The 14,263-nt window shown below is 63.1% G+C and carries 12 protein-coding genes; 2 read left to right on the forward strand and 10 right to left on the reverse strand.

Annotated elements, in window-relative coordinates; genetic code table 11:
* The first annotated feature begins 26 nt into the window (after positions 1-26).
* The gene (locus V3C40_RS10985; RefSeq protein ID WP_331777436.1) at positions 27-1,784 is read left to right on the forward strand and encodes an FAD-dependent oxidoreductase; all 1,758 of its coding nucleotides are present in this window, start codon (positions 27-29) and stop codon (positions 1,782-1,784) included.
* Here V3C40_RS10985 and V3C40_RS10990 read toward each other — a convergent pair.
* Complete coding sequence (locus V3C40_RS10990; RefSeq protein ID WP_331777437.1) at positions 1,781-3,136, reverse strand: M20/M25/M40 family metallo-hydrolase; 1,356 nt, start codon at positions 3,134-3,136, stop codon at positions 1,781-1,783. The genes V3C40_RS10985 and V3C40_RS10990 overlap by 4 nt on opposite strands.
* 200 nt (positions 3,137-3,336) lie before the next feature.
* Between V3C40_RS10990 and V3C40_RS10995 the strand changes: the two genes are divergently transcribed.
* The gene (locus V3C40_RS10995) at positions 3,337-4,902 is read left to right on the forward strand and encodes a phospholipase D family protein (RefSeq protein ID WP_331777438.1); all 1,566 of its coding nucleotides are present in this window, start codon (positions 3,337-3,339) and stop codon (positions 4,900-4,902) included.
* A gap of 94 nt (positions 4,903-4,996) precedes the next feature.
* Here V3C40_RS10995 and V3C40_RS11000 read toward each other — a convergent pair whose 3' ends face one another.
* The 9 genes from V3C40_RS11000 to aroA form a co-directional block, all read right to left on the reverse strand.
* Positions 4,997-5,701 carry a ComEA family DNA-binding protein gene (locus tag V3C40_RS11000; protein ID WP_070303965.1) on the reverse strand — a complete coding sequence of 235 codons (705 nt, stop codon included), beginning with the start codon at positions 5,699-5,701 and terminating at the stop codon, positions 4,997-4,999.
* Positions 5,702-5,879: 178 nt separating this feature from the next.
* A complete protein-coding gene (rfaE1, locus tag V3C40_RS11005) occupies positions 5,880-6,833 on the reverse strand; it encodes a D-glycero-beta-D-manno-heptose-7-phosphate kinase (protein WP_051991229.1) in 954 nt (317 codons plus the stop codon).
* Positions 6,830-8,197: a UDP-glucose dehydrogenase family protein gene (locus V3C40_RS11010; RefSeq protein ID WP_331777439.1), complete on the reverse strand. Its 1,368-nt coding sequence runs from the start codon at positions 8,195-8,197 to the stop codon at positions 6,830-6,832. The genes rfaE1 and V3C40_RS11010 overlap by 4 nt, the downstream gene beginning before the upstream one ends.
* Positions 8,198-8,276: 79 nt before the next feature.
* Positions 8,277-9,452, reverse strand: a complete 1,176-nt coding sequence (lapB, locus tag V3C40_RS11015; RefSeq protein ID WP_034751794.1) for a lipopolysaccharide assembly protein LapB — start codon at positions 9,450-9,452, stop codon at positions 8,277-8,279.
* 46 nt (positions 9,453-9,498) lie between these two features.
* Positions 9,499-9,801, reverse strand: a complete 303-nt coding sequence (locus V3C40_RS11020) for a LapA family protein (RefSeq protein ID WP_034751796.1) — start codon at positions 9,799-9,801, stop codon at positions 9,499-9,501.
* 256 nt (positions 9,802-10,057) lie between these two features.
* A complete protein-coding gene (locus V3C40_RS11025; RefSeq protein WP_008446215.1) occupies positions 10,058-10,363 on the reverse strand; it encodes an integration host factor subunit beta in 306 nt (101 codons plus the stop codon).
* Between the two features lie 20 nt (positions 10,364-10,383).
* Positions 10,384-12,096, reverse strand: coding sequence for a 30S ribosomal protein S1 (rpsA, locus tag V3C40_RS11030; RefSeq protein WP_071650172.1), 1,713 nt, complete (start codon positions 12,094-12,096; stop codon positions 10,384-10,386).
* 118 nt (positions 12,097-12,214) lie between these two features.
* Complete coding sequence (cmk, locus tag V3C40_RS11035; protein WP_046682679.1) at positions 12,215-12,883, reverse strand: (d)CMP kinase; 669 nt, start codon at positions 12,881-12,883, stop codon at positions 12,215-12,217.
* Between the two features lie 15 nt (positions 12,884-12,898).
* Complete coding sequence (aroA, locus tag V3C40_RS11040) at positions 12,899-14,254, reverse strand: 3-phosphoshikimate 1-carboxyvinyltransferase (protein WP_034751802.1); 1,356 nt, start codon at positions 14,252-14,254, stop codon at positions 12,899-12,901.
* Between the last annotated feature and the right edge of the window lie 9 nt (positions 14,255-14,263).

A 14,263-nucleotide genomic window follows, 5' to 3' on the forward strand; every position in this document is an offset into this window, starting at 1 on the left:
TTATTCAGCCTCCGAACGGACTCGCCATGGCCAGCAGCACACCCGAATTCATTCCCGAAACGACGCAGGACGATCCCGTCCAGTTCGCCACGCTCGACTTGCACGGCCGCAGCCACCAGATTTCGCCCGTCTTCAATGGGCTCGAACTGCAGCGCTTGCAGCGCTATGGCACGCGCCATCACTTTGCCGATGGCGCGACGCTGTTCGAGGCAGGCAGCAGCAGCTTCGGCATGCTGGTCATACTGTCCGGACGGGTCAGCATCAAGCGCCATGAAGTGCTGGGACAGGCGTCCGTGCTGCGCGAAGTGGGCGTCGGTCACTTCATTGCCGAGGTGGCGCAATTGTCGGGCCGCCCCACCCTCGTCAACGGCAGCGCTGTCGGTGACGTGGAATTGCTCGACATCAGTTCGGAATCGCTGCGCGCGTTGATCGTGGCCGAGGCGGAAATGGGCGAACGCATCGTGCGCGCCCTGATCCTGCGCCGCGTGGCGCTGATCGAATCGAATTCAGGCGGCCCCGTGCTGGTGGGGCCGCGCGGCAATGGCAATCTGTTCCACCTGCAAAGTTTCTTATCGAGCAATGGCCACCCGCACACGGTGCTCGATCCAGCCACGGATGCGGCCGCCGCCGCGCTGGCCGAACGCTACCAGCCCACGCCGCAGGAATGGCCGCTGGTCGTCTGCCCTGACGGCAAGATCATGAAGAATCCCGGCAATGCGGAACTCGGGCGCTGCCTGGGAATGCTGCCCGATTTGTCCGGCGACAAGATTTTCGACGTGCTGGTGGTGGGCGCCGGACCGGCCGGCCTGGCCACGGCCGTGTATGCGGCCTCCGAAGGCTTGAGCGTGCTGGCGCTCGAGCAGCGCGCGTATGGCGGCCAGGCGGGCGCCAGCGCGCGCATCGAAAATTACCTGGGCTTTCCGACAGGCATCTCCGGCCGCGCCCTGGCGGGGCGCGCCTATGTGCAGGCACAAAAGTTCGGCGTCGAAATCGCCACCCCGGCCAGTGCCGCCAACTTGCTATGCGACACCTGGCCCCTGCGCGTCAATCTGTGCGACGGTACGCAGGTACGCGCCCGCACGGTCGTGCTGTCGTGCGGCGCGCGCTATCGCCGCCCCTCGCTGGCCAACCTGAAAACATATGAAGGACGGGGCGTGTATTACTGGGCTTCGCCCATCGAAGCCAAGCTGTGCCGGCAGGAAGAGATCATCCTCGTTGGCGGCGGCAACTCGGCCGGCCAGGCGGCCGTGTTTCTATCCGGCCACGCCGCCAAGGTCCACATGGTGATCCGCGGCGAAGGCCTGGCGGCCAGCATGTCGAGCTACCTGATCGAGCGCATCGCCGCCACGCCCAACATCACCTTGCACACGCACACGGAAATCATCGCCCTCGAAGGCGACGACGATGGCTTGACGGAGGTGCGCTGGCGCAACAACCGCACGGGCGAGGAAGCCGATTGCGCCGTGCGCCGCGTGTTTCTTTTCGTCGGCGCCGACCCGAACACGGACTGGCTGCACGACTGCGCCGTGGCCGTCGACGAACAGGGCTTTATCCGCACGGGCTTCGACGTCACGCGCGCCGAATGCCGCGCCCACGGCCACGCAATCTATCCGCCAGACTTGCCCGACCGGGCCGCGCTGGAAACGAGCGTGCCGGGCGTGTTCGCCATCGGCGACGTGCGGGCCGGCTCCACCAAGCGCGTGGCCGCCGCTGTCGGCGAAGGCGCTGCCGTCGTTTCCCAGATTCACGGCTTTCTTGCGCGCCTGCCCGTCAACAGCGCTTAACGCAAGGGCATGGGATACGTGGCCACGCTGACATTGCCGTCGCTGTCGATGGCCTGGACGCCAAAGAAATAGTTGTCTTTCGACTGCTTCACCCTGGCTTCGGTGACATTGCCCACGTCCTGTGCGCCCTGCCACTGGTCGGCCGTCGTGGCGCGCCAGACGATGCGGTAGCCGGCCAGGTCCGGTTCCGTATTCGGCTGCCAGACCAGCGAGGTGGCGTTTTCCAGCTGGGCCGTGCGCACCTGCACGCCGGCGGGCGCGGCTGGCGCCAAGGCCAGCGACGCGAGCGCCGCCGCATTTACGCGCGCCACTTTCGCCACGTAGTCATAGTCAACGAATTGCGGCAAGTCGCCGTACTGCACGCCGTTCTCCACGCGCACATCCTGATGCTGATGGGCAAAATCTTCGTGCGGTTCCGTGAAGCGCAGCGCCGCATAACCTTGCGCGAGAAAGGGCATATGGTCGCCGCCGCGCAGGTAGCGGTCGGCGCGCTGGATGACGTTGACCGTAAAGCCGGGTACATAGCGCTCGCCCACCTGTTTCACATGGCGCGCCAGTTGGCGCGAAATCGAATCGTTTTCGCCGCCCGTCGCCACCAGGGCGCGCACGCCGTCGCTCATCTCCTTCACGGCCGGGATGCCCTCGGCAAACAGGCGCACCTGGCCGCCATCGACCGTGCCGTCTTCCGCGCGGGAACTGCCGATGATGTCGTTGTTGAGCATGCCGGCGATGTTGAGATTTTTCAATTTTGCCTGCTGCGCCCAATGGCCGGAACCCAGCAACCCCTGTTCCTCGGCCGCCACGGCCATGAAGACGATGGTGGCGTCGAAGCGGTAGCGCGCCATCGCGCAAGCCATCTCGATCACGGCCGCCGTACCGGATGCGTCATCGTTGGCGCCGGGCGCGTCGCTCTGCGCATCCATCACGTCGGTGGCGCGCGAGTCGTAATGGCCGCTGACGACATAGATGCGCCCGGCCGACTGCGGCTGACTGCCGGGCAAGGTCGCCACCACGTTGACGATGTCCGTCGGCCGCGCAATGCGTTTCGATATGGGTGCGATATGGCTGTCGAACGCCACCTGCAACCGACCGCCCGCCTGCGCGCCGCAGCGCTCCAGCTCGGCCTTGATCCAGCGCCGGGCCGCGCCGATGCCGCGCGTGTCGGACACGGTATCGGACATCGTATGCCGCGTCTGGAAGCCCACGAGCCTGCGCACATGCGCCTCGATGCGCTGCGGCGAAATGTCGGCCACCACTTGCCGTATCTGCTGCTGCGCCGGTTCGGCGCCCGGCGCCGCCGCCGCGCCCGCCGACAGCAGGGCTGCCGTCATTGCCGTCAAAATCCGTCCCATGCGTGCATCCCCCGATGATTGATTGAGCTGGCCATTCTCGCATTTTTGACGACGGGCAAGGATGTTCCTGGACGAAAATCGTGCGTTATAGAAACTGCTACAATCGGCCACTGCCCCGCTCACGAAAGACACCGCATGCGCCTGACCACCCTTCACTCCGCACGCCGCAGCCTGCGCGCGGTCCGCTGACGGTGCGCCGCATGCTCGTCAAATTGCTGCTGCTGGCCACCTTGTTTGCCGTGCTCAGCATCGCCGCCCTGTACAGCTACGGGCGCTTCGCCGAACGCTCGCTGGGGGCGCCGGGCACGGCCTTGCCCGTGGCAGCCGACGCCACCCTGCTCGACCGCGTGCTGGCGCCGCAGCTGGCGCAACGCCCGGACCACAGCGGCACGGCCCTGATCGACGACAATCTGGAAGCGTTCGCCCTGCGCGCCCTGAGCGCGCGCGAAGCGGGCCGCAGTCTCGACCTGCAATACTACATCTGGCATAACGACGTCACGGGACGCCTGCTGGTGCGCGAACTGCTGCGCGCGGCCGACCGCGGCGTGCGCGTGCGCGTCCTGCTCGACGATATCAACGCACGGGGCCAGGACGCGGCCATCCTCGCGCTCGACAGCCACCCGCTGATCGATGTGCGCATCTTCAATCCGGGCCGCAACCGCGACGGCATCTGGATGCGCGCCGTGGAAATGGGCTTGCGCGCCGTCAGCCTGAACCGGCGCATGCACAACAAGGCCTGGATCGTCGACGGCAGGGTCGCCCTCGTCGGCGGGCGCAATATCGGCGACGAATACTTCGATGCCGCCGAACAAGTCAATTTCCAGGATGCCGACTTGCTGCTGGTGGGGCCCGCCGTGCGGCAGACGAGCGACATCTTCGACCGCTTCTGGAACAGCCGCGCCGTCATCCCCATCGGCGCCTTGCACGAGGGGAAGGACGCTGGCGCGGCTGAACTGCAGGCGGTACGCGCCCGCCTCGACGCACTCACGGGCGAACTGGGCGCCTCGCCCTATCTGCGCCAGCTGACCGATGCGGGCCAGCTGCAGGCCCACCTCGATGGCCGCCTGCGCCTGCACTGGAGCGACCAGGTGCAGGTGCTGTCGGACCCGCCGGAAAAAGCCGCGCCCGTAGCCAGTTTGCAACGCAGCGAGCACTGGCTCATGCACAGCTTGCTGCCCCTGCTGACGGACGCACGCGAGGAAGCGCTGCTGACCTCGCCATACTTTGTGCCCGGCACGGAACTGACGCAGACCCTGGCCGACAAGGTCGCCGCTGGCGTCAAGGTCCAGGTACTGACCAACTCGCTGGCCGCCACCGACGTGGCCCTCGTGCATGCGGGCTATGCGCGCTACCGCCAGATGCTGCTGGGCGGCGGCGTCGAGCTGTTTGAATTGAAGACCCAGCACCGCAAGCGCATCAGCCTGATGGGCTCAAGCCGCGCCAGCCTGCATACCAAGGCCGTGGTGGTGGACGGTCAGCGGGGCTTCGTCGGCTCCTTCAACCTCGACCCGCGCTCGGCCCAGCTGAACACGGAAATGGGCGTCCTGTTCGACGATGCCGCGCTGGCGGCGGACATGCGCACGCTGTTCCTGCACTCGACCGCGAGCGACACCAGCTACCGATTGTTCCTCGATAACGGCGCCCTGCGCTGGTCCGACGCTACCGAAGAGCCAGCCAAAGTGTGGACGCAGGACCCGGAAACAGGCTTCTGGCGCCGCATGCTGGTGTCGGTGATGCGCTGGCTGCCGATCGAGTCGCAGCTGTAGCCGCATAAAAAAAACCCCGCGCGGCCGGTACCACGCGGGGTTTTCTTCTCGTGCTGCGCGGCACCACCACGCAGCACGCCTTACAGCAACACGCTTACTTTTTCTCGGCTTCGGCCTTCTTCGCATCGGCCGCAGCCAGCTTGGCTTCCTTCTTCGCAGCCGCTTCCGCAGCCTTGGCTTCTTTTTTCGCTGCAGTAGCCGCCTTCTTCGCGGCAGCCGCTTCCTTCTTCGTTTCGGCCGCCGTTTTCACGGGGGCGGCATCGGCGGCGGCTGGCGCAGTGGCGGCGGCAGGCACGACCTTGGCGGCGGCTGCTTCTTTCTTGGCGGCAGCAGCGGCGGCCTTGGCTTCTTTCTTCGCGGCAGCAGCTTCTTTCTTCGTTTCAGCGGCTGTCTTGGCTGGCGCCGCAGCGGTGTCGGTCGCAGCAGCTGGCTTCGCTGCGGCTTCTTTCGCTGCAACTTCCTTCACAGCAGCTTCCTTTTTAGCTGCGGCAGCTTTCGGCGCCGGAGCGGGCGCCGCTGGCGCGCCGGACATGGACTGGCCATTCACTTGCAAGCCCGCTTCCGACAGTTTCACGGAACTTTTCGGGCCGATGCCCTTCACGCGGGTTTCGAAATCGGCCCAATCCTTGAAGGCGCCGCCCTTGGCACGTTCATCGATGATGGCTTTCGACGTAACGGGGCCGATGCCCTTGACGCTGTCGAGTGCCGCCTGGTCCGCCTTGTTGACATCGACCTGGGCAAAGGCAAAGCCCATCGTCGCAATCAAGGTGGCGATGGCCAGCAGTATTTTTTTGAACATGGGTATCTCTCCGTGGTGTGGTTTCAAGTTGACTCGAACGCAAGGGAAGAGCAGCGCCTTAACGGCTTTAACGGCTGTGGCGTGATACGGTTGACAAGACGGGACAGCGGAAGGAGGGGAAAACCTGCGCCAGATCAAACAGACTGGCGCAGGTGATATGCGGAATACAGCGGCATAGTTACTGCGGGAACAGCTCGTCGCGGGTGACGGTGGCCGTGCCCAGCTTGCCGACGACGATGCCGCCAGCCCGGTTGGCCGTGCGCACGGCCTCGCCCAGGCCCATGCCGGCGCCCAGCATGGCCGCCATGGTGGCGATCACCGTGTCGCCGGCGCCCGAGACGTCGAACACTTCGCGCGCATCGGTAGGCATGTGCAGCACCTCATCGGCCGTATACAAGCTCATGCCTTCTTCAGAACGGGTCAGCAGCAAGGCGTCCAGGCCCAGCTGCGCACGCATCTGCTGCGCGCGTTCCGTCAATTGCTCTTCCGTGCTCCAGTTGCCGATCACGCGGCGCAGTTCCGATTTATTCGGAGTGAGCACTGACGCTCCCGTATAGCGGCTGAAATCATCGCCTTTCGGGTCGACCATGACGATCTTGCCGGCGGCACGTGCCGCCTTGATCATCTCGGCCACGTTCACCAGGCTGCCCTTGGCGTAGTCCGACAGGATCACCACATCGTAGTGCGGCAAGAGGGCATTGAACTGCGCCAGCTTGTCGCGCAGCACCGTATCGCTGGGCGCATCCTCGAAATCGATGCGCAGCATCTGCTGCTGGCGGCCGATCACGCGCAGCTTGATGATGGTGGAAATGGCCGCATCGCGCTGCAGATAGCTGTGGATGCCGCCGCCCTCGAGCAGGCGTTCGACCTGGCTGCCGGCCTCGTCGTCGCCGACCACGCCCAGCAAGCTCGTCTTCGCGCCCAGCGCGGCCGCGTTGCGCGCCACGTTGGCCGCGCCGCCCAGGCGCTCTTCGCGCTTCTCGATGCGTACGATGGGCACGGGCGCTTCCGGCGAAATACGGCTGACGTCGCCAAACCAGTAGCGGTCCAGCATCACATCGCCCACCACCAGCAGGCGTACCTGGGCCAACGCGGCCGGCGCCGTCAAGGCGACCACCTCTTGGGCGCTCATGTGCGCGTCAGGATCGAGCGACCGATCCCGTGGTATTCGATGCCGTTCTCGGCCATGACGGCCGGCTCGAACAGGTTGCGTCCGTCGAAGATCACGGCCTGCTTCAGGCGCGCCTTGACCTGCTCGAAGTCGGGGCTGCGGAAGGCTTTCCATTCGGTCACGATGACCAGCGCATCGGCGTCCTGCAGCGCATCTTTCGAACTGTCGGCAAAACGCACCTTGGCCAATTGCTCCGGCGTCAAGTCCAGCTGCAGCACGCGGCGCGCCTCGGCCATGGCGACGGGGTCGTACACAGCCACGGTGGCGCCGCGCGCCAGCAAGTCGGCCAGCAGCACGCGGGCCGACGCTTCGCGCATGTCATCCGTATTCGGCTTGAAGGCCAGGCCCCACACGGCGAAATGCCGGCCCGTCAGATCTTCGCCGAAGCGAGTGACCACTTTGCGTCCCAGCACCTGCTTCTGCTGGTCGTTGACGGCTTCGACGGCGCGCAGGATCAGCAATTCCTGGCCGTAGCCGCGCGCCGTGCGCTCGAGCGCCTGCACGTCTTTCGGGAAGCACGAACCGCCATAGCCGCAACCGGCGTACAGGAAGCTGTAGCCGATGCGCGGGTCGGAGCCGATGCCGTGGCGCACGGCTTCGATGTCGACACCGACCTTGTCGGCCAGGTTCGCCAGTTCATTCATGAACGAGATGCGCGTGGCCAGCATGGCGTTGGCCGCATACTTCGTGAATTCGGCCGAGCGCACGTCCATCCAGTAAGTGCGTTCGTGGTTGCGGTTGAACGGCGCGTACAGGCTTTTCAGCAATTCGCGCGCGCGCTCGCCTTCCGGCGTGGCGTCGACGCCGATGACGATGCGGTCGGGGCGCATGAAGTCTTCGACGGCCGCGCCTTCCTTGAGGAATTCCGGGTTCGACGCGACCGAGAACGTGGCGGTCACGCCGCGCGCATCGAGTTCGCCCTGGATGGCGGCGCGTACTTTTTCGGCCGTGCCGACGGGCACGGTGGACTTGTCGACGATGACCTTGAAGTCCGTCATGTACTTGCCGATGCCGCGCGCGGCGGCCAGCACGTATTGCAGGTCGGCCGAGCCGTCTTCGTCGGGCGGCGTGCCGACGGCGATGAATTGCATCACGCCGTGCGCGGCCGCCGCTTCAATGTCGGTGGAAAAGGTCATGCGTCCGGCGGCGCGGTTGCGCGCCACGACTTCTTCCAGGCCCGGTTCATGGATGGGAATGCCGCCGCTGTTGAGCAAGGCGACCTTCTGTGCGTCCAGGTCGAGGCAAAAGACGTCGTTGCCCAGCTCCGCCAGGCAGGCGCCGGTCACGAGGCCAACATAGCCGGTGCCGATAATAGTGATTTTCATGGATGTACCGTATGGATAAAAAGCAGGTCTTACATAGAAGTACACGCCACATTGCTCAGGGCAAGGTGACGTGTACGAATCAGTTCATGACATTGAGTTCTTCTGTGCGGCGTGGTGGGTAAGTCTCCCACTTGTTGCAGCCAGGGCAGTGCCAGTAGAACTGGCGGGCCTTGAAACCGCAGTGGCTGCACTGGTAGCGGGCCAGCTTCTGCGTGTAGCCGTGCACGAGGTTTTTCACCATCGACAGCTCGGACCAGATCGCGGCCGGCGCATCCATCATGCGCGCTTCCAGCAGTTTATCGAGGCCCAGCAGGGTCGGCGTGCGGCGCAGCTCGGCGCTGACCAGCTGCTTCGCCGCCTCCACGCCGTCGAGCTCGATGACGGCCTTGAAGACGACTTCGATCAGGTCGATCGACGACGCCTCTTCCAGGTAGGAACGCAGCAGGTTGACGCCTTCCTGTGGACGGCCCAGCTTGGTATAGCCATCCATCAGGCGCTGCGCCACCAGGGCCACGTGCGGCACGCTTTGCTGCTCCACGCGGCGCCAGGTGGTCAGCGCGCCTTCCACGTCGCCGCGCGCCAGCAGCACGTCGCCCGTCAGGATGGTGGCGCGCACGCTCTTGCGGTCCGTCTGCAGGGCTTTTTCCAGCAGCGGCATGGCGTCGTCCGGCTTCATGTGCACGAGGGCGTCATGCGCCAGTTCGCAATAGAACTGGGCGATTTCCTTCTGGCGCGCACCGGCGCCCGATTCCTGCAAGCCCACGGCCGCTTCGATGGCGCGTGGCCATTCCTTTTCGCGCTGGTAGATTTCCAGCAGCGCGCGGCGCGCCTGGGCCGCATATTGCGTGTCGATCAGGCTGTTGAAGGTTTCTTCGGCACGGTCCAGCAGACCCGCTTTCAGGTAATCCATGCCCAGCTCGTAGGCGGCGTGGCCCTGCTGTTCCAGCGGCAAGTCCGGGCGCGCCAGCAAGTTCTGGTGCACGCGAATCGCGCGCTCCGTTTCGCCGCGGCGGCGGAACAGATTGCCCAGCGCGAAGTGCATATCGGCCGATTCCGGGTCCAGCTTGACGACTTCGATGAAGGCGTCGATGGCCTTGTCATGCTGTTCGTTGAGCAGGAAATTCAAGCCCTTGAAATAATTGCGCGGCAGGCTGCGCGATTCGGACACCAGTTGATGAATGTCCACGCGCGCGGCGATCCAGCCCAGCGCGAAAAACATCGGGATACCCAAGAGCCACCAGAGTTCAAAATCCATGCGATTGTTTTTATTCGAGTAAGAGAGATAGGAGCGACGGCGGCGCTTACTGCGCGCTCACGCTGTCCGGTTGCGGCTGGACATTGCTGGCCACGCCAACGGTCTGCAGCGCGGCAATGGTGGTTTTTTGCTTGGTCGCTTCGCGGCGGTGACGGAACACGGTCGGCGTCAGGGCCAGTACGCCCAGGCTCGCGCCAGCGACAAAAAAGCCCAGCAGCATCAGGACCAGGGGGCCACGAATTTCATAATTGAGGAAAACATGCAGGTCGACAACCTGCGCATTCTTCAGCGCAAAACTGAAGAACAGGACGAAAAGAACACAGCCAACGATGGTGGAGATGATTTTCATCGATAGGTCCAGAGTGAACAAAAAAATACCAGTGCGACATGGCAAATGGCAAATGGCGCAAACGTAGAGTGCTGACCAAACCGTAGCGAGCGGCAGTGATTTGTGGCCGAGAAGCGCAACCGTACTGAAGTACGGTGAGCCTCGCCGGCCGCAAAGCGCGCCGCGCAGTAGGTTTAAGCAGTGCTCTACAGCATATTAACAAAAAAAAGCGGCATCCAAGGACGCCGCTCTTTATTTTCCGCCTTCCAGCAGACGATTAATCCTCGATAATCGGTTGCCCGACCATCGCGTCCACGCGCTCGCGCAACTGTTTGCCCGGCTTGAAGTGCGGTACCCGTTTTTCGGGAACCATCACCTTGTCGCCGGATTTCGGGTTGCGGCCGATGCGCGGGGGCCTGCTGTTCAGGGCAAAACTGCCAAAACCGCGGATCTCGATACGCTGACCGGTCGCCAGGGCGTTGGTCATCGCATCGAGAATGGTCTTGACGGCATACTCCGCATCTTTCGCCACCAGCTGAGAATAACGCTCAGCGAGGCGGTTGATCAGCTCGGACTTTGTCATCTGCCAGTATCCGCGAAGTCTTAGTTCTTGTTATCGAACTTAGCTTTCAACAAGGCGCCCAGGCTGGTGGTGCCCGAAGCTGCATTGTTGTCGGTAGCTGCCATCTTCTGCATGGCTTCCTGGGTTTCAACGTTGTCTTTCGCTTTGATCGACAGTTGGATACCACGGGCTTTGCGGTCGATGTTCAGCACCATTGCTTCAACGGTGTCGCCGACTTTCAGGTGCGTACCAGCATCTTCAACGCGGTCGCGCGAGATTTCGGAAGCGCGCAGGTAGCCTTCAACTTCTTCGGACAGTTGGATCACGGCGCCTTTAGGCTCAACCGATTTAACGGTACCGGTTACCAGCGAGCCTTTGTCGTTCATGGCTGCGAAGTTGTTGAATGGGTCACCTTCCAGTTGCTTGACGCCCAGGGAAACGCGCTCGCGCTCAACGTCGATGGCCAGAACGATGGCTTCCAGTTCGTCACCTTTCTTGAAGCGACGCACGGCTTCTTCGCCGGTTTCGGTCCAGGACAGGTCGGACAGGTGCACCAGACCGTCGATGTTGCCGGCCAGGCCGATGAACACGCCGAAGTCGGTGATCGATTTGATCGCGCCGCGGACTTTATCGCCCTTCTTGTGGGTTACGCCAAAGTCATCCCAAGGGTTGGCTTTGCACTGTTTCATACCCAGCGAGATACGACGACGCTCTTCGTCGATTTCCAGAACCATCACTTCTACTTCGTCGCCCAGTTGGACAACTTTGTTAGGAGCAACGTTTTTGTTCGTCCAGTCCATTTCGGAAACGTGTACCAGACCTTCGATACCCTGTTCCACTTCAACGAACGCGCCGTAGTCGGTCAGGTTCGTTACTTTACCGAACAGACGGGTGCTTTGTGGGTAACGACGGGACAGACCGGTCCAAGGATCGTCGCCCAGTTGTTTCACGCCCAGCGAAACACGGTTTTTCTCTTGATCGTATTTCAGGACTTTGGCGGTGATTTCCTGGCCAACCGTCAGGACTTCCGACGGGTGACGTACACGGCGCCATGCCAGGTCGGTGATGTGCAGCAGGCCATCGATACCGCCCAGATCCACAAACGCGCCGTAGTCGGTGATATTTTTGACGACGCCGGTCACGACCGTGCCTTCTTTCAGCGTTTCCATCAGTTTCTGACGCTCTTCGCCCATCGAAGCTTCGATGACGGCGCGGCGGGACAGAACCACGTTGTTACGCTTGCGATCCAGCTTGATCACTTTGAATTCGAGGGTTTTGCCTTCGAATGGGGTCGTGTCTTTGACAGGACGGGTATCAACCAGCGAGCCCGGCAGGAATGCGCGGATGCCGTTAGTCAACACGGTCAGACCGCCTTTGACTTTACCATTGACGGTACCGACGACGATTTCGCCCGATTCCATCGCTTTTTCCAGAGCCAGCCACGAAGCCAGACGCTTGGCTTTATCGCGCGACAGGATGGTATCGCCGAAACCGTTTTCCAGCGATTCGATCGCCACGGAAACGAAGTCACCAACTTTGACTTCCAGTTCGCCGTGGTCGTTCTTGAATTCTTCGACAGGGATGAATGCTTCGGATTTGAGGCCAGCGTTCACGATCACGAAATTGTGGTCGAGGCGCACGACTTCAGCGGAAATAACTTCGCCGGAGCGCATATCTTGACGCGACAACGATTCCTCGAAGAGCGCAGCAAAACTTTCCATACCGGTAGATTCGTTAGTTGTAACAGTAGACATAGGGTTCACACAGGTTATCCAGCAGAGATCGCACGATGCGACTTAAACTGGGTTAGGTTTTTGACACACCCGGACAGGCCAGGAGCCGTCAACGGGCACCACATAGCACAACAACACGCTATTTTGCTGCGGCGGCATACCATTTCAACACGGTTTCAACGGCAACATCTGCCGTCATTTCCGACGTATCGAGGACATGCGCCCCTTCCGCAGGGACCAGCGGCGCAATCGCACGGTGAGTATCACGTTCGTCCCGCGCCTGCAAATCCATCAGAAGGTCTTCCATATTAGCAGAAAAACCCTTGTCTATCAATTGCTTGTAGCGCCGTTGCGCGCGCGCCTCGACGCTGGCCGTCAGGAACACCTTCAATTGGGCGTGCGGGAAGATCACCGTGCCCATGTCGCGCCCGTCGGCCACCAGGCCCGGCGTCTTGCGAAAGCCCAGCTGCAAGCTGACCAGCGCCTGGCGTACGGTTGGCAACACGGCAATCTTCGACGCCGTATTGCCCACTTCTTCGGCACGGATCTGCTCGGTGACGTTTTCCTGCGCCAGCAGGATCTCGCCATTAGCAAAGTGGCAAGGCAAGTGCTCGGCCAGCTTGGCCAGCGCGTGCTCGTCGCGCAAGTCCGTGCCGCGGCGCAGCGCGCTCAAGGCCGTCAGGCGGTACAGCGCGCCCGAGTCCAGGTAATGAAAGCCCAGCTTGTCGGCCACGCGGTGCGCCACCGTGCCCTTGCCGGAAGCGGTGGGGCCGTCGATGGCGATGACTGGGATGTGGGAAGTCGGCATAGTATGAGCAATCAATTAAATCAGGGTGTCTTTGGCAATCCCCGCAAACGCGGCGAAATACTCGGGGAAGGTCTTGGCCACGCATTTCGGGTCGTTGATGCGCATCTCGTTGCCGCGGCGCGCGGCGCCATCGAGCGAGGCCAGCGAAAAGCACATGGCCATGCGGTGGTCGTCATACGTGTCGATGGTGGCAGCCTGGATTTCGGCCGGCGGCGTCACGCGCAGGTAGTCCGCGCCCTCTTCCACTTCGGCACCGAGTTTGCGCAACTCCGTGGCCATGGCGGCCAGGCGGTCCGTTTCCTTCACCCGCCAGCTGGCGATATTGCGCAAAGTGCTGGTGCCGTCCGCGTACAGGGCGGCCACGGCGATCGTCATGGCCGCGTCGGGAATGTGGTTGAAATCCATGTCGACGGCTTTCAGCACGCCGTTTGAACGGGCTTCGATCCAGTTCTCGCCCATGGTGATGGTCGCGCCCATCTGCTGCAAGGCTTCGACGAAGCGCACGTCGCCCTGGATGCTGTCGCGTCCCACGCCTTCCACGCGCACGGGACCGCCGCCGATGGCGCCGGCCGCCAGGAAATACGAGGCCGACGAGGCGTCGCCTTCCACATGGATCGTGCCCGGGCTTTGGTATTGCTGGCCCGGCTGCACGGTGAACGACTGCCAGCCGTCATGCTCGACCGTCACGCCGAAACGGCGCATCAGGTTCAGGGTGATCTCGATGTACGGCTTCGAAATCAGCTCGCCCGTCACGTCGATGGTGACAGCATGGTCGCGCGCCATCAGCGGCGCCACCATCAGCAAGGCCGTCAAGAATTGGCTCGACACGTTGCCGCGCACGGCGATGCGCTGCGCGTGGATGTGGCCGCGGCGGATGCGCAGCGGCGGGAAGCCCTGCTCGCCCGTGTATTCGATCTGCGTGCCGACGGCGTTCAGCGCGTCGACCAGATCGCCGATCGGACGCTCGTGCATGCGCGACACGCCATGCAGGGTGTAGTCGCCGCCGATGACGGCCAGCGCCGCCGTCAGCGGACGGATCGCCGTGCCGGCGTTGCCCATGAACAGGTCCGCCTCGTGGTGCGGGAACACGCCGCCGCAGCCTTCCACGTGGTGCACCTGGTGGGCCGTGGCCGGGTCGCCCGTCAATTCATCCTGCGTCCATTTCACGCCCAGCGACGTCAAGGCCGTCAGCATGACGAAGGTGTCGTCGGAGGCGAGCAGGTCGATGATCTTCGTCGTGCCCTTGGCCAGCGCGGCCAGCAGCAGCACGCGGTTGGAAATGCTTTTCGAGCCGGGCAGGCGCACCGTGCCTTCGGCGTGCATCACCGGTTTCAGATCGATATGGTGGGGGTAGTGCTTGGTCTGGGTCATGCTGGAATC

The organism is Janthinobacterium sp. LS2A, assembly GCF_036543145.1.
Taxonomy (GTDB): domain Bacteria; phylum Pseudomonadota; class Gammaproteobacteria; order Burkholderiales; family Burkholderiaceae_D; genus Janthinobacterium; species Janthinobacterium aestuarii.